This window comes from Streptomyces sp. NPDC053513 (assembly GCF_044544765.1).
In the GTDB taxonomy this organism is placed as follows: domain Bacteria; phylum Actinomycetota; class Actinomycetes; order Streptomycetales; family Streptomycetaceae; genus Streptomyces; species Streptomyces litmocidini.
In genome coordinates this window covers 71079-86438 of sequence record NZ_JBITXP010000019.1, presented here as the reverse complement: position 1 = coordinate 86438, position 15360 = coordinate 71079, and the positions used below count along the sequence as shown (strand labels likewise).

Genomic DNA, 15360 nt, shown 5'->3' with positions numbered 1-15360 from the left:
AACCGCCACCGGCGCCGGGGCCCGGAACCGCCACCGCCACCGGGCCCCGAACCGCCATCGGCACCGGGCCCCGGAACCACCGGCAGCAGGGCCCGGGACCGCCATCGAGATCACGGACCGGTCTCGCTCCGGTCTCGCGCATGGAAATTCCCCGGTCACATGGTCGCCGGGCCCCCGGAGCGCCATAATCTCGCCCCGGTAGTACTACCCAGCGGTACCGACTGTTTTCGGACGACGTTGCACCAGGGGTGGAGGGCACACGCTCATGCAGGGCACGGTCGACGGATTCAGCTACGGGCTCGTCACGCCGGTGGCCGCCTTTCTCATGGCCTGCCTCGGCGGCGCCCTCGGCCTGAGGTGCACCACCAGATCGCTCCGGCACCAGGACACCTTCAAGGCGGGCTGGCTGGCCCTCGGCGCCACCTCGATCGGCACCGGCATCTGGACGATGCACTTCATCGCCATGATGGGCTTCTCCGTCGCGCAGGCGCCCATCGACTACGACCGCCCCATCACCTTCGCCAGCCTGGGCGTCGCCGTCCTCATGGTCGGCATCGGCATCTTCATCGTCGGCTACCGCGGGGCGACCGCCCTCACCCTGATCACCGGCGGCACCATCACCGGCCTCGGCGTCGCCACCATGCACTACCTCGGCATGGCCGGTATGCGCTTCCAGGGCCGGATCGAGTACGACACGCTCACCGTCGCCCTCTCCGTGGTCATCGCCGTCGTGGCCGCCACGGCGGCCCTCTGGGCGGCCGTCTCCGTGCATGGATTTCTGGCCAGTCTCGGCGCGAGCCTGGTGATGGGCGTCGCCGTGAGTGGTATGCACTACACCGCCATGGCCGCCGTCAGCGTCCACCTGCACCGCACCGCGGCCCCCACCGGAGCCGGCGACCCCGCCACCCCGCTCCTCCTGCCCATGCTGATCGGCCCGGCGGTCTTCCTGATCCTGGCCGCCGTCGTCGTCATGTTCGACCCGCTGCTCGTGATGGGCGACCCGGACTGGCAGCGGCCCGTCGTCCGGACCCCGCACCGCCCCGGCGTGCCCGCGCCGCGCCACGTCCCGTCCTACGGCGAGCCCGCCAACTGGAGCGCCCGCCCGGCGGGACGGGCCGCGCGCAGGGCCGTCCCGCGCGGCGGACACCGCTCCCAGGACTGGTGACGGGAGGCCCGGCGGCCGGGCGGTGAGCCGATCACCGCCCGACTGTCAGTGCCGGGTCGTACGGTGGTTGCATGCGGCCCGTTTCCAAGATCGAACGTTCGGTGGCGCCCTTCGAGGTCGTCAGTGAGTACAAGCCCAGCGGCGACCAGCCGACCGCCATCGCCGACCTCGAGCGGCGCATCCGCGCGGGCGAGAAGGACGTCGTGCTCCTCGGCGCCACCGGCACCGGCAAGTCGGCGACCACCGCCTGGATGATCGAGAGGCTCCAGCGCCCCACCCTGGTGATGGCGCCGAACAAGACGCTGGCCGCCCAGCTGGCGAACGAGTTCCGCGAGCTCCTGCCGAACAACGCCGTCGAGTACTTCGTCTCGTACTACGACTACTACCAGCCCGAGGCGTACGTCCCGCAGTCGGACACCTACATCGAGAAGGACTCCTCCATCAACGAGGAGGTGGAGCGGCTGCGCCACTCCGCGACGAACTCCCTGCTCACCCGCCGGGACGTCGTCGTGGTCGCCTCCGTCTCCTGCATCTACGGCCTCGGCACCCCCCAGGAGTACGTGGACCGGATGGTCCCGCTCAAGGTCGGCGAGGAGATCGACCGCGACCAGCTGCTGCGCCGCTTCGTCGACATCCAGTACACCCGGAACGACCTGGCGTTCACCCGCGGCACCTTCCGGGTGCGCGGCGACACCATCGAGATCTTCCCGGTGTACGAGGAGCTCGCCGTCCGCATCGAGATGTTCGGCGACGAGATCGAGGCCCTCTCCACCCTCCACCCGCTCACCGGCGAGGTCATCAGCGAGGACCGCGAGCTGTACGTCTTCCCCGCCAGCCACTACGTCGCCGGGCCCGAGCGCATGGAGCGGGCGATCAACGACATCGAGCGCGAGCTGGAGGGCCGCCTCGCCGAGCTGGACAAGCAGGGCAAGCACCTGGAGTCCCAGCGCCTGCGGATGCGCACCACGTACGACATCGAGATGATGCGGCAGATCGGCTCCTGCTCCGGCATCGAGAACTACTCGATGCACTTCGACGGCCGCGAGCCCGGCTCCGCGCCCAACACCCTCCTCGACTACTTCCCCGAGGACTTCCTCCTCGTCATCGACGAGTCGCACGTCACCGTGCCCCAGATCGGCGCCATGTACGAGGGCGACGCCTCCCGCAAGCGGACCCTGGTCGACCACGGCTTCCGGCTCCCCTCCGCCCTCGACAACCGCCCGCTGAAGTGGGAGGAGTTCCAGGAGCGGATCGGCCAGACCGTCTACCTCTCCGCGACCCCCGGCGCGTACGAGCTCTCGCGCGGAGACGGCTTCGTCGAGCAGATCATCCGCCCCACCGGACTCGTCGACCCCGAGGTCGTCGTCAAGCCCACCGAGGGCCAGATCGACGACCTGGTCCACGAGATCCGGGTGCGCGCCGAGCGCGACGAGCGGGTCCTCGTCACCACCCTCACCAAGAAGATGGCCGAGGACCTCACCGACTACTTCCTGGAGCTCGGCATCCAGGTGCGCTACCTGCACAGCGACGTCGACACCCTGCGCCGCATCGAGCTGCTGCGCGAGCTGCGCGCCGGCGAGTACGACGTCCTCGTCGGCATCAACCTCCTCCGGGAGGGCCTCGACCTGCCCGAGGTGTCCCTGGTCGCCATCCTCGACGCCGACAAGCAGGGCTTCCTGCGCTCCGGGACCTCCCTCATCCAGACCATCGGCCGCGCCGCGCGGAACGTGTCGGGCCAGGTCCACATGTACGCGGACCGGATCACCCCGGCGATGGAGCAGGCCATCGACGAGACCAACCGGCGCCGCGAGAAGCAGATCGCGTACAACAAGGAGCACGGCATCGACCCCCAGCCGCTCCGCAAGAAGATCAACGACATCGTCGCGACCATCGCGCGCGAGGAGATCGACACCGAGGAACTGCTCGGCACCGGCTACCGGCAGGCGAAGGAGGGCAAGGGCGCGAAGGCCCCCGTGCCCTCGCTCGCCGCGCACGGCCCCACGGCCAAGGGCAAGGGCGGCAAGAAGGGCTCGACGGTCGAGCTCGGCGACCGGCCGGCCACCGAACTCGCCGCGATCATCGAGGAGATGACCGACCGGATGCGCGCCGCCGCGGCCGAGCTGCAGTTCGAGGTGGCGGCCCGGCTCCGCGACGAAGTGGGGGAGCTGAAGAAGGAGTTGCGCCAGATGAAGGAGGCGGGACTCGCCTGACCGGCGAGGGCGGACGGACGGTCCGGTGTGTTGCAAGACCGACACAAAACCGGACCGAGTCTCCGCGGTGTCGGTGTCGCTGCGTAGGGTGCTCGACAACCGCACGCACCGGACAGCGGGCGCGGGGAACGCTAACGAGAGGGGCAAACGCGTGTCGGTCAACATGACCAAGGGTCAGGCCATCAGCCTGGAGAAGAAGGGCGGGGGCAGCCTCACCCAGGTGCGGATGGGGCTCGGCTGGCAGGCGGCGCCGCGCCGCGGTCTCTTCGGCTCGCGCACCCGGGAGATCGACCTGGACGCCTCGGCCGTCCTCTTCGCCGAGAAGCAGCCGGTGGACGTGGTCTTCTTCCGTCATCTGGTCAGCGACGACGGCTCGGTCAAGCACACCGGCGACAACCTCGTCGGCGGCGCGGGCCAGGGCGGCGACGACGAGGCGATCCTCGTGGACCTGGAGCGGGTGCCGGTCCACATCGACCAGATCGTCTTCACGGTGAACTCCTTCACCGGCCAGACGTTCCAGGAGGTGCAGAACGCCTTCTGCCGGCTCGTCGACGAGACGAACGGGCAGGAGCTCGCGCGCTACACCCTCGACGGCGGCGGCAACTACACCGCGCAGATCATGGCGAAGGTCCACCGGGCCGGCTCCGGCTGGCAGATGACGGCCCTGGGCAACCCGGCCAACGGGCGCACCTTCCAGGACCTGATGCCCGCGATCCTGCCGCACCTGTAGCCGGGCCCGGCAGGGCACACCCACAGCTCCCGGAGGCGCGAGGCCGCCGGGAGCTGTCCGCATGATCCGCACCTGGAAACACCGAGGGGACAGAGACGATGACGGCCGAGCTGGTCCGGGGGCAGAACCACCCCCTGCCCGAGACCCGACTGGAGATCCGGGTGTCGGCCGGTCATCCCGTCCTCGCCGCAGCCGCGCTCGGCGACGAGCAGGGCCGGGCCGCGGGCGCGGAGTGGATCGCCCACCCCGGCGCGCCCTTCCTGCCCGGCGTCGACGTGCCCGGAGGGGCCGCCGCCGACCACCGTCTCGCCGTCGATCTGGACGCCGTCCCCGGCGCCGTCCACCGCGTCTCGGTCCTCCTCGCACTGACCGGCGGAGCCGTCCGCTTCGGGGCCCTCGCGGCCCCCTTCGTCGCCGTCACCGGCCTCGACGGCACCGAGATCGCCAGTTACACCATCACCGGCCTCGACACGGAGTCCGCCCTCGTCGCCCTGGAGCTGTACCGCCGCCAGGGCGCCTGGAAGGTCCGCGCCATGGGCCAGGGGTACGCGGGCGGGCTCGCCGCCCTGCTCGCCGACCAGGGCCTGGAGCGCCCGGCGGACCTCGCCGCCACGATCCTGGCGACGGCGACCCCGGCCCCCGCGCCGGCCGGCCCCGCGCCGGTCGCCTCCGCCCCGGCCGACCTCTCGTCCGCCGCGCCGGCGCCCGCCGCCACCTCGTCCGTCGAGCCGGCGCCCGCCGATCCGTCGCGTCTCCCCGAGCCGGAGCGCGTACGCCACACGGCGTCGCCCACCGCCCCGGAGCCGGCACCGGCGACCCCGACGGCCGCCCCTGACCCGGCGTCGGCCCCCACCCCGGTGGCGGGGACGGCCACCGGCGGGCCCGTCGACTACTCCCACCCCCGGCGCCGCACGGCCCCCGCCGCCCCCGAGCCCACCCCCGAGCCCACCCCCGAGCCCCGGCAGGCCCCGCCCGTGCCGGTCGCCGGGGACGCCTCGGGCTGGTCCATGGACGAGCGGCTCTACAACCAGGTGTGGGGCATGTTCGAGGACCTGGCCCGTACCGCCGCCGCCTACCGCAGCGCCTGCGACTTCGCGGAGTCCCGGTTCGACCGGGAGCTCGACGAGACGCTCACCGACTACCGCGCCCGGGCCGGCGGCGCGAACGACGCCGCGCGGGCCGCCGCCCGCGCCCGGCGCGACGAGCTCGTGGACCGCGCCCGGGAGGTCCTGGACCGGGACCTCGCCCAGCTCGCCGCCGAGTCCGAGGTCGTCGAGCCGGCGCTGCCCGTCGCCTACGCCCGCTGGGACAACCCCGTCTGGCACGCCTACCGCGTCCCCGACGAGGAGCCGATGGCCGTCCGCCTCGGCGACCTCCACCTCCCCGAGCGCACCGATCTGCGGATCCCCATGCTCGTCCGGCTGCCGCTGGAGCGCGGTCTGTGGGTGGACTCCGGCCGGGGCCACTCCGAAGCGGCCGGGCTCCTCGACGAGGCCGAGCTGCGGCGGCTCGCCCTGGACTGCGCGGTGGCGCACGCGGCGCGGCTCCTCGCGGCGTACCCGGCCGGCGATTTCACCGTCCATCTGATCGACCCGGCGGGCGCGGGCGCCGCGGCCCTCGCGCCCCTCGTGGAGACGGGGGCGGCCGCCCCGCCGGCCCGGGGAGCGGCCGGTGTCTCGGCGGTCCTGGAGCAGCTCACGGAGCGGGTGGACCTGCTGCAGATGGCGCTGCGGGGCGGGGCGGCCGACGCGCTGCCGCCCGGCCTGGACACGGCCCGGCAGCTGCTGATCGTGCACGACTTCCCGCACGGCTTCGACGACCGGTCGGTCACGCGGCTGCGGTACCTCGCGGACGAGGGCCCCTCGGTCGGCGTCCATCTGCTGATGGTCGCGGCCCGGGAGGACGCGGCCGCGTACGGGCCGCTGCTCGACCCGCTGTGGCGCTCGCTGCTGCGCCTCACCCCCGTGCCCGACGACCACCTGGCCGATCCGTGGGTCGGGCACGCCTGGTCGTACGAGCCGCCGCTCCTTCCTCCGGGCAGCGGGATCCTCCGTCAGGTCCTCGGGCAGGTGGCGGCCGCTCGCCATGGAAAGCGGCCCTGACCTGGGGGCTTGGGCTTCCTTTACCTTCCTCTTTACCTTCTCTTGGTGTTTCGGGTACTCTTCTTGGTGCGGAGGGGAGTACTCCCCATTGCGCGACGTACCCGTCAATACGGACAGATCGCCATCGATCCGATCCCGGGGCGTCGGCCCGGCGGCCCGTCCGTCACCGGGTGGAAGAGACCTCCGGCAGCGACGACGCTGATCAGTAGCCGTACGACGCCGGAGGCGCAGTGGACGTTTCGATGACCCTGTGGGTGCTGACCGTTCTCGGTCTGGGTGCCCTCATCGGTGCCGACTTCTTCATCGGGCGCAAGCCCCATGACGTCTCGGTCAAGGAAGCCGGAATCTGGACCGTGGTCTGGATCGTGCTCGCCGCGCTCTTCGGGCTCGGCCTGCTGGTCTTCGGCAACAGCCAGGCGTCCGGCGAGTTCTTCGCGGGCTACATCACCGAGAAGTCGCTCAGCGTCGACAACCTCTTCGTCTTCGTCCTGATCATGGCGAAGTTCTCGGTGCCCTCGCACCTCCAGCAGCGGGTGCTGCTCGTGGGCGTGCTGATCGCCCTGGTGCTCCGCGCGATCTTCATCGCCGCCGGCGCCGCGATCATCGCGAGCTTCTCCTGGGTCTTCTACCTCTTCGGCGCGTTCCTGATCTACACCGCCTGGAAGCTCATCCAGGAGGCGCGCTCCGACGAGGACGAGGAGGACTGGGAGGAGAACCGCCTCCTCAAGACCGTCGAGAAGAAGTTCGGCGTCGCCGACCGCTACCACGGCACCAAGCTCTTCCTCCGCACCAACGGCAAGCGGGTGCTGACGCCGCTGATGGTCGTCATGCTCGCCATCGGCACCACCGACATCCTCTTCGCCCTCGACTCCATCCCGGCGATCTTCGGCCTGACCCAGGACCCGTACATCGTCTTCACGGCCAACGCCTTCGCCCTCATGGGCCTGCGGCAGCTGTACTTCCTCATCGGCGGCCTGCTCAAGAAGCTGGTCCACCTCAGCTACGGCCTGTCGGTGATCCTCGGCTTCATCGGCGTCAAGCTCGTGCTGCACGCCCTGCACGAGTCCGGGGTCCACGTCCCCGAGATCTCCATCCCGGTCTCGCTCGGCGTCATCGGCGGCGTCCTGGTCGTCACCACGATCACCAGCCTGATCGCCTCCAGGAAGCAGGCCCGGAGCGAAGCCGCGGCGGCCCCGGCCGTCGCCGAGGGCACCCCGAAGGACAGCGTCGGGGCCTGACGCCTCCTCCGCACGCACCGACGGCCGACCGGGACCGCCCCGGCCGGCCGTCGCCGTGTGCCGTACGGCCCGCCCCGCTCAGACCGCCGCGGGCTCGGGCGCCGGACGTCCGGCACGGCCGGGGAGGGTCTCCGGCAGGAGGGCGAAGCAGCCGAGGCTCAGCAGCGCGACCAGCGTCAGGTAGGCCGCGACGCCCCAGGGCGGACCGGAGCCGCCGTCGGAGAGGGTGGTGGCGACGACGGGCGTCAGCGCGCCGCCCAGGACACCGGCCAGGTTGTAGCCGACGGCCGCCCCCGTGCAGCGGACGCGGGGCTCGTACAGCTCAGGGAGGTACGCGGCGATCACCGCGAACATGGTGATGAAGGCCAGCAGCGAACCCAGGAACCCGAGGAACATCAGCAGCGGCCGCGCCGTGTGCAGCAACGCCACCATCGGGAACATCCAGAGCGCCGAGGCCGCGCACCCCGCCAGACAGAGCGGCCGGCGACCCCAGCGGTCGCCGAGCAGGGCCACGAACGGGGTGGCCGCGCCCATGACCGCCACCGCCGCCATGACGCAGCCCAGCATCACCGTGCTGCTCACCCCGAGCCGCTCGGTGCCGTAGGCCAGCGCCCAGGTGGAGACGGTGTAGAAGACGGCGTACCCGACCGCGAGCGCGCCGGCCGTCAGCAGCACGAGCCGCCAGTGGTCGCGGACGACCTCCGCCAGCGGGGCGCCCGCGCGCCGCCCGGACGCGGACAACTCCTCGAACTGCGGGGTCTCCGCGAGCGAGGAGCGCAGCAGCAGGCCGCCCACCGCGAGCAGGCCCGCCGCCCAGAACGGCACCCGCCAGCCCCAGGCGCGGAACTCCGCGTCGCTCAGCCCGGCGGTGAGCGCCAGCATCACCCCGTTCGCCAGGAGGAAGCCGATCGCCGGGCCGACCTGCGGGAAGCTCGACCACAGCGCGCGCCGGTGCGCGGGGGCGTGCTCGGCGGTGAGGAGGACCGCCCCGCCCCACTCGCCGCCCAGGCCGAGGCCCTGCAGGAAGCGGAGGGTGAGCAGCAGCGCCGGGGCGGCGATGCCGAGCGTCGCGTAGGTGGGGACGCAGCCGACCGCGACCGTGGCGCAGCCCGTCAGGAGCAGCGAGGCGAAGAGGACCGGCCGCCGGCCGTACCGGTCGCCGACGTGCCCGAAGAGCACCGAGCCGAGAGGACGGGCGAGGAAGCCGGCGGCGAAGGTGCCGAAGGCGGCCAGGGTCCCCGCCAGGGGCGAGAAGGTGGGGAAGAAGAGCGGCCCCAGGACGAGGGCGGCGGCGGTCCCGTAGACGAAGAAGTCGAAGAACTCGATGGCGGTGCCGACGAGCGAGGCGGCGGCGAGCCGTCCCATCGAAGGAGCGGAGGGCGGCCGGGGCGGCGACGGAGGGTGACTTTGGCGCATGTCGCGCCAACTACCCAGCCGCCGCCCGGGTTACGGGGGCGTACGGAGGTGCGCAGCTCGGGGGCCGCGCGCCCGGGTCACCAGCCGCGCTCGCGCCACTCCGCGAGGTGCGGGCGCTCGTCACCGAGCGTGGTGTCCCGACCGTGGCCGGGGTAGACCCAGGACTCGTCGGGCAGGACCGCGAAGAGCTTGGTCTCCACGTCGTGGATCAGGCTCGCGAAGGCCTCCGGGTCCTTCCAGGTGTTGCCCACGCCGCCGGGGAAGAGGCAGTCGCCGGTGAAGACGTGCGGGTGGCCGTGCGGGTCGTCGTAGATCAGGGCGATCGAGCCCGGGGTGTGCCCGACCAGACGGCGCGCGGTCAGCTCGACCCGGCCCACCCGGATCGTGTCGCCGTCCTCCACCAGCTCGTCGGTCCCGACCGGGATGCCCTCCGCGTCGTACGCGCCCGCGTAGGTCCGGGCGCCGGTCGCGGCGACGACCTCCTCCAGGGCCTGCCAGTGGTCGCCGTGCCGGTGGGTGGTGACGACGGCGGAGATGCCGTCGTCACCGATCAGCGTGAGCAGCGTCGAGGGCTCGTTGGCCGCGTCGATCAGCAGCTGCTCGCCGGTCGCCCGGCAGCGCAGCAGATACGCGTTGTTGTCCATCGGGCCGACCGCGACCTTCGAGATCATCAGGTCCGTCAGCTCGTGCACGTCCGCCGCGCCGCCGACCTTCACCACTCCGCTGTACGTCATGGCCTCAGACTAGCTCCGGCGACCGACAACGGCGGCTACAGCGGGGGAAGCTCCGGCAGGGGACCGCCCTCGGTCTTCAGGGCGGAGCCGTCGCGGCGGCCGGCGAGCCAGCCGAGGAGCTCGGGGGCGGGGCCGGTCACGGTCACCTCGGAGCCCTCCGCGGAACCGGTGGTCCACGCGCCCGTGCCGTCCGCGGCCAGGACCCGGGTCGGCGGGACGGAGGCGTTGCCCGCGAACCGTTCCGTCAGGAAGTCGATCTCCCGCCGGACGAACTCCTCCGGCAGGTCCTCCAGCTCGTAGCCGACGCCCAGGTCGACGTGGTGCAGGGCCACCTCCACCCAGCGGCGGAAGGGGATCCGGGAGGCGCTGTCGGTGACCCCGTTGCGGAGCTCGACCGCGCGGCTCCAGTCGGCGGGCTCGGCGCCGACCTCCTGGAAGCGCTCGCCGGTGGCGCGCAGGTCGGCGAGCTGGGCGTCGAGGGGGCGGTCCGCGTCGCGCGCGATGTCGGCGTCGCGGGCCTCGGCGCTCGCGTACATCGGCAGGCCCCGGAGAACGTTCACCAGGGCGTCGGCGTTGCGGGAGAGGTGGGCGAGGACGTGGCCGCGGGTCCAGCCGGGAAGCCGTGACGGCTCGGCGACGGCCGCGTTGTCCCAGGAGGCGGCGTCGTTCAGCAGCCGCTCGGTCGCTTCTCGTACGGAGGCGAGGTCGCGTTCGTGGTCGATCATGGCCCGCACCCTAGGGGGTGCCGTGCCGGTCGGGCCAGATCCGATCCCGCCGTACCGGCCGGGGCGCCCCGTGCGCCGCCACTCGTTCGGGTGAAGCGGTCTCCGCACGGCCGGAAATCGAATGTGCGTGCTATAGGCTCGATGGAAGCATCCGGCATCCTTGGTTGTTGGGTGTGTCAGGCACATCCGCTCTCTCAAGAAAGGTGCGGACCGGCGTGGCCGACCGTCTCATCGTCCGTGGCGCTCGCGAGCACAACCTCAAGAACGTCTCGCTCGACCTCCCGCGTGACTCCCTCATCGTCTTCACCGGGCTCTCGGGGTCGGGCAAGTCCTCCCTCGCGTTCGACACGATCTTCGCCGAGGGGCAGCGCCGGTACGTCGAGTCGCTCTCCTCGTACGCCCGGCAGTTCCTCGGCCAGATGGACAAGCCGGACGTCGACTTCATCGAAGGTCTCTCGCCCGCCGTCTCCATCGACCAGAAGTCGACCTCGCGCAACCCGCGCTCGACGGTCGGCACCATCACGGAGGTCTACGACTACCTCCGCCTGCTCTTCGCGCGCATCGGCAAGCCCCACTGTCCCGAGTGCCGCCGGCCCATCTCCCGCCAGTCGCCGCAGGCCATCGTCGACAAGGTCCTGGAGCTCCCCGAGGGCAGCCGCTTCCAGGTGCTGTCCCCGCTCGTGCGCGAGCGCAAGGGCGAGTTCGTCGACCTCTTCGCCGACCTCCAGACCAAGGGCTACAGCCGCGCCCGCGTCGACGGCGTGACCGTGCAGCTCACCGAGCCGCCGACGCTGAAGAAGCAGGAGAAGCACACGATCGAGGTGGTCGTCGACCGCCTCACCGTCAAGGACAGCGCCAAGCGCCGGCTCACCGACTCCGTCGAGACCGCCCTCGGACTCTCCGGCGGCATGGTCGTGCTCGACTTCGTCGACCTCCCCGAGGACGACCCCGAGCGCGAGAAGATGTACTCGGAGCACCTCTACTGCCCGTACGACGACCTCTCCTTCGAGGAGCTGGAGCCGCGCTCCTTCTCCTTCAACTCGCCCTTCGGCGCCTGCCCCGACTGCACCGGCATCGGCACCCGCATGGAGGTCGACCCCGAGCTGGTCGTCCCCGACGAGGAGAAGTCCCTCGACGAGGGCGCCATCCACCCCTGGTCCCACGGCCACACCAAGGAGTACTTCGGCCGGCTCATCGGCGGCCTCTCCCAGGCCCTCGGCTTCCGCACGGACATCCCGTACGCCGGGCTGCCGCAGCGCGCCAAGAAGGCCCTGATGCACGGCCACAAGACCCAGGTCGAGGTCCGCTACCGCAACCGGTACGGACGCGAGCGGGCGTACACCACCCCCGCCTTCGAGGGCGCCGTCTCCTTCGTCAAGCGGCGCCACAGCGAGGCCGAGAGCGACTCCAGCCGCGAGCGCTTCGAGGGCTACATGCGCGAGGTGCCCTGCCCCACCTGCGAGGGCACCCGCCTCAAGCCGATCGTCCTCGCGGTCACGGTCATGGAGAAGTCCATCGCCGAGGTCTCCGCGATGTCCATCAGCGACTGCGCCGAGTTTCTCTCCCGGCTCACGCTCAACGCCCGCGACAAGAAGATCGCCGAGCGGGTCCTCAAGGAGGTCAACGAGCGGCTGCGCTTCCTCGTCGACGTCGGCCTCGACTACCTCTCGCTCAACCGGGCGGCGGGCACGCTCTCCGGCGGAGAGGCCCAGCGCATCCGGCTCGCCACCCAGATCGGCTCCGGCCTGGTCGGCGTGCTGTACGTGCTCGACGAGCCGTCCATCGGCCTCCACCAGCGCGACAACCACCGGCTCATCGAGACCCTGGTCCGGCTCCGCGACATGGGCAACACGCTCATCGTCGTCGAGCACGACGAGGACACCATCAAGGTCGCCGACTGGGTCGTCGACATCGGCCCCGGCGCCGGCGAGCACGGCGGCAAGGTCGTCCACTCCGGCTCCCTGAAGGAGCTCCTCGCCAACGAGGAGTCGATGACCGGGCAGTACCTGTCCGGCCGCCGGGCGATCGCCACCCCGGACGTCCGCCGCCCGGTGGACCCCGAACGCCGGCTCACCGTGCACGGCGCCCGCGAGAACAACCTGCGGGACATCGACGTCTCCTTCCCGCTGGGCGTCCTCACCGCCGTCACCGGCGTCTCCGGCTCCGGCAAGTCGACCCTGGTCAACGACATCCTCTACACCCACCTGGCGCGCGAGCTGAACGGCGCCAAGTCGGTGCCCGGACGGCACACGCGCGTGGACGGCGACGACCTCGTCGACAAGGTCGTGCACGTCGACCAGTCCCCGATCGGCCGCACCCCGCGGTCGAACCCGGCGACGTACACCGGCGTCTTCGACCACGTCCGCAAGCTCTTCGCCGAGACGATGGAGGCCAAGGTCCGGGGCTACCTGCCCGGCCGCTTCTCCTTCAACGTCAAGGGCGGCCGCTGCGAGAACTGCTCCGGCGACGGCACGATCAAGATCGAGATGAACTTCCTCCCGGACGTCTACGTCCCGTGCGAGGTCTGCCACGGCGACCGGTACAACCGGGAGACCCTGGAGGTCCACTACAAGGGCAAGTCCATCGCCGAGGTCCTGAACATGCCGATCGAGGAGGCCCTCGACTTCTTCGAGGCCGTCCCGACCATCGCGCGCCACCTGCGCACGCTCAACGAGGTCGGCCTCGGGTACGTGCGGCTCGGCCAGTCCGCGCCGACGCTCTCCGGCGGCGAGGCACAGCGCGTCAAGCTCGCCTCCGAGCTCCAGAAGCGCTCGACCGGCCGCACGGTGTACGTGCTCGACGAGCCCACCACCGGCCTCCACTTCGAGGACATCTCGAAGCTGATCAAGGTCCTGTCCGGCCTGGTCGACAAGGGCAACTCGGTGATCGTCATCGAGCACAACCTCGACGTCATCAAGACCGCCGACTGGGTCGTCGACATGGGCCCCGAGGGCGGCAACGGCGGCGGCCTGGTGATCGCCGAGGGCACGCCGGAGGAGGTCGCCTCGGTCCCCGAGAGCCACACCGGCAAGTTCCTCCGCGAGATCCTCGGCGCCGAACGGATCAGCGACGCCGGCGGGAAGATCCCGGCGGCGCGCGGGGCGAGGAAGACGGCGGCGAAGAAGGCCCCCGCGAAGAAGGCGGCGGCTCCCGCGAAGAAGGCGGCCGCGAAGAAGACGACGGCCCGCACCCGCAAGGCGTGACGGCCGGGCGGCCGGGCGCGGCGGTGTGACAGGAGGCGGGACCCCGGCCGGGGTCCCGCCTCCTGGCGTCGGGCGGCCGGCCCCGGGCCCAGGCGCCGGGCCGGGCGTAGGCCCCGGGGTCGGGCCGGGTGTCGGCCCCGGCGTCGGGCCTCGGAAGGCCGCCGGTATCGTCGGTTCGGCCACCCCTGGGTGTCTTGTCCCCGATCTCACCGTGGAGCGCACATGTCCGGCCAGTCCAGCCGCCGCACCGTACTGAAAGGCGCGGCCCTCGCCGGAGCCGCCGGGCTGGGAGTCGCCGCCTGCTCCACCGACTCCAAGCTCGGCCACGCCCAGACCCCGACCCCGACCGCGCCGGTCCCGCTCGGCGCTCCGGACGAGGTGCCGGTCGGCGGTTCCAAGCTCTACCGCGAGCAGCGGCTCGTCGTGAGCTGCCCGGCCAAGGGGCGGTACAAGGCCTTCAGCGCCCAGTGCACCCACGCCGGCTGCGTCCTCGACAAGGTCGAGGAGAACGAGGGCAACTGTCCCTGCCACGGCAGTCGCTTCGACGTCACGACCGGCGAGGCGATCCACGGTCCCGCCACGGTTCCGCTTCCCGAGGTTCCGATCCGCGTCGAGAACGGCAGGCTGGTGGCCGGCCCCGAGGCCTGACCCACGACTTCCCACCCGACCCGAGCCACCCCTCGGGCGCACCCGCACTCCCGTTGCGGGCTGCGCCCGCCGGGGCGGTGCCCACCCCCGCGCCCCCGTTGTGGGCGCGCGCCCACCGGGCGGTGCCCCCGCCGCCCCCGTTGTGGGCAGTCGTTCCGCTGGGGCGGAACGGGTGGGCACAACGGACCCGCGCCCTGCCGGCGCCCGAGGCTCATGTGCCTGAACCCGCACCGGGCTGTGCGCCGCACACGGGGTGCGGGTTCAGGCGCGGAACGCGGAGGCGCCGCTGAGCGCGCCGTCCCGTGTGCCCACCCGTCCCGCCCCAGCGGGACGATTGCCCACACGGGGTGGGCGGGAGCACCGCCCCGCCGGGTGCGTGTTCGTACGGGGTGGGCGGAGGTCAGCGGGCCAGGTAGCCGCCGTCCACCGGGAGGATCGCGCCCGTCACGAACGACGCCTCGTCCGACGCCAGGAACAGGATCGCCGCCGCCACCTCCTCCGGCGTGCCGAAGCGGCCCATCGGGTGGGCCCGGACGATCTCCGTGAGGTACTCCGGACCGCCCGGTTCCACGCGCGCGGCGGCGACGCGTTCGGTCTCGATGGTGCCGGGAGCGACCGCGTTGACGCGGATGCCGTGCTCCGCCCACTCCACCGCCAGGTGCTTCGTCAGCCCCGTCGCCACGAACTTCGCCGGGCCGTAGACCGCCTGCCGGGCCTGCCCGGCCACCCCGGAGATCGACGACGTGCACACGATCGCCCCGCCGCCCGAGACGAGCATGGCCTCGATCGCGTACTTGCAGGTCAAGAACATGCCCCGGCCGTCGACGGCCATCACCCGGTCGAAGTCCGCTGCCTCAGCCTCGGTGACGGAGAGCAGCGGGATCACGCCCGCGTTCGCCACCAGGACATCCAGCCGTCCGAAGCGTTCCACCGCCGTGTCGATCATGCGCCGGGCGTCCTCCTCCCGGGAGACGTCCCCCACCACCGGGGTCACGCCCGGAAGGGTCGCGAGGCGGTCCGCGTCGACGTCCGCGGCCACCACGCGCGCCCCCTCGCGGAGGAAGCGCTCCGCCGTCGCCCGCCCGATTCCGCTCGCCGCGCCCGTGATCACGCACACCCGGTCCGCCAGCCGTCCTGAAGTCTCCTGAGCCATGTCCGGCCAACGAGCACGCCCGCCCTGAGTGTCGGT

At 72.1% G+C, this 15360-nt stretch carries 11 protein-coding genes; 7 read left to right on the top strand and 4 right to left on the bottom strand.

Annotated elements, in window-relative coordinates:
- Window positions 1-265 precede the first annotated feature (265 nt).
- From ACIGW4_RS27540 to ACIGW4_RS27520, 5 genes are all read left to right on the top strand, one after another.
- The gene (locus ACIGW4_RS27540; protein WP_399583375.1) at window positions 266-1165 is read left to right on the top strand and encodes an MHYT domain-containing protein; all 900 of its coding nucleotides are present in this window, start codon (window positions 266-268) and stop codon (window positions 1163-1165) included.
- Between the two features lie 71 nt (window positions 1166-1236).
- Window positions 1237-3375 (top strand): excinuclease ABC subunit UvrB, encoded by a 2139-nt coding sequence (uvrB, locus tag ACIGW4_RS27535; protein WP_123451186.1) that lies wholly within the window; start codon window positions 1237-1239, stop codon window positions 3373-3375.
- Between the two features lie 151 nt (window positions 3376-3526).
- Window positions 3527-4105: a TerD family protein gene (locus ACIGW4_RS27530; protein WP_123451184.1), complete on the top strand. Its 579-nt coding sequence runs from the start codon at window positions 3527-3529 to the stop codon at window positions 4103-4105.
- 98 nt (window positions 4106-4203) lie between these two features.
- The gene (locus tag ACIGW4_RS27525; protein WP_399583373.1) at window positions 4204-6207 is read left to right on the top strand and encodes a TerD family protein; all 2004 of its coding nucleotides are present in this window, start codon (window positions 4204-4206) and stop codon (window positions 6205-6207) included.
- Window positions 6208-6437: 230 nt separating this feature from the next.
- Window positions 6438-7445, top strand: a complete 1008-nt coding sequence (locus tag ACIGW4_RS27520) for a TerC/Alx family metal homeostasis membrane protein (RefSeq protein WP_399583371.1) — start codon at window positions 6438-6440, stop codon at window positions 7443-7445.
- Window positions 7446-7523: 78 nt separating this feature from the next.
- On the opposite strand, the gene ACIGW4_RS27515 is transcribed toward ACIGW4_RS27520, so the two are convergent.
- The 3 genes from ACIGW4_RS27515 to ACIGW4_RS27505 all read right to left on the bottom strand — a co-directional run bounded on the left by ACIGW4_RS27515 (window position 7524) and on the right by ACIGW4_RS27505 (window position 10320).
- A complete protein-coding gene (locus ACIGW4_RS27515) occupies window positions 7524-8810 on the bottom strand; it encodes an MFS transporter (RefSeq protein ID WP_123451179.1) in 1287 nt (428 codons plus the stop codon).
- A gap of 128 nt (window positions 8811-8938) precedes the next feature.
- Window positions 8939-9595, bottom strand: a complete 657-nt coding sequence (locus ACIGW4_RS27510) for an MBL fold metallo-hydrolase (protein ID WP_123451177.1) — start codon at window positions 9593-9595, stop codon at window positions 8939-8941.
- Between the two features lie 35 nt (window positions 9596-9630).
- On the bottom strand, window positions 9631-10320 hold the full coding sequence (locus ACIGW4_RS27505) for a maleylpyruvate isomerase family mycothiol-dependent enzyme (protein ID WP_398711564.1): 690 nt from the start codon (window positions 10318-10320) through the stop codon (window positions 9631-9633).
- Between the two features lie 215 nt (window positions 10321-10535).
- Between ACIGW4_RS27505 and uvrA the strand changes: the two genes are divergently transcribed.
- Together uvrA and ACIGW4_RS27495 are read left to right on the top strand one after the other, a co-directional pair.
- Window positions 10536-13523, top strand: coding sequence for an excinuclease ABC subunit UvrA (gene uvrA, locus ACIGW4_RS27500; RefSeq protein WP_399583368.1), 2988 nt, complete (start codon window positions 10536-10538; stop codon window positions 13521-13523).
- A 222-nt stretch (window positions 13524-13745) separates the two neighbouring features.
- Complete coding sequence (locus tag ACIGW4_RS27495; RefSeq protein WP_398711561.1) at window positions 13746-14171, top strand: Rieske (2Fe-2S) protein; 426 nt, start codon at window positions 13746-13748, stop codon at window positions 14169-14171.
- A 400-nt stretch (window positions 14172-14571) separates the two neighbouring features.
- Here the strand turns inward: ACIGW4_RS27495 and ACIGW4_RS27490 are convergent, their stop codons facing one another.
- On the bottom strand, window positions 14572-15324 hold the full coding sequence (locus tag ACIGW4_RS27490) for an SDR family NAD(P)-dependent oxidoreductase (RefSeq protein WP_123451169.1): 753 nt from the start codon (window positions 15322-15324) through the stop codon (window positions 14572-14574).
- Window positions 15325-15360: the final 36 nt, after the last annotated feature.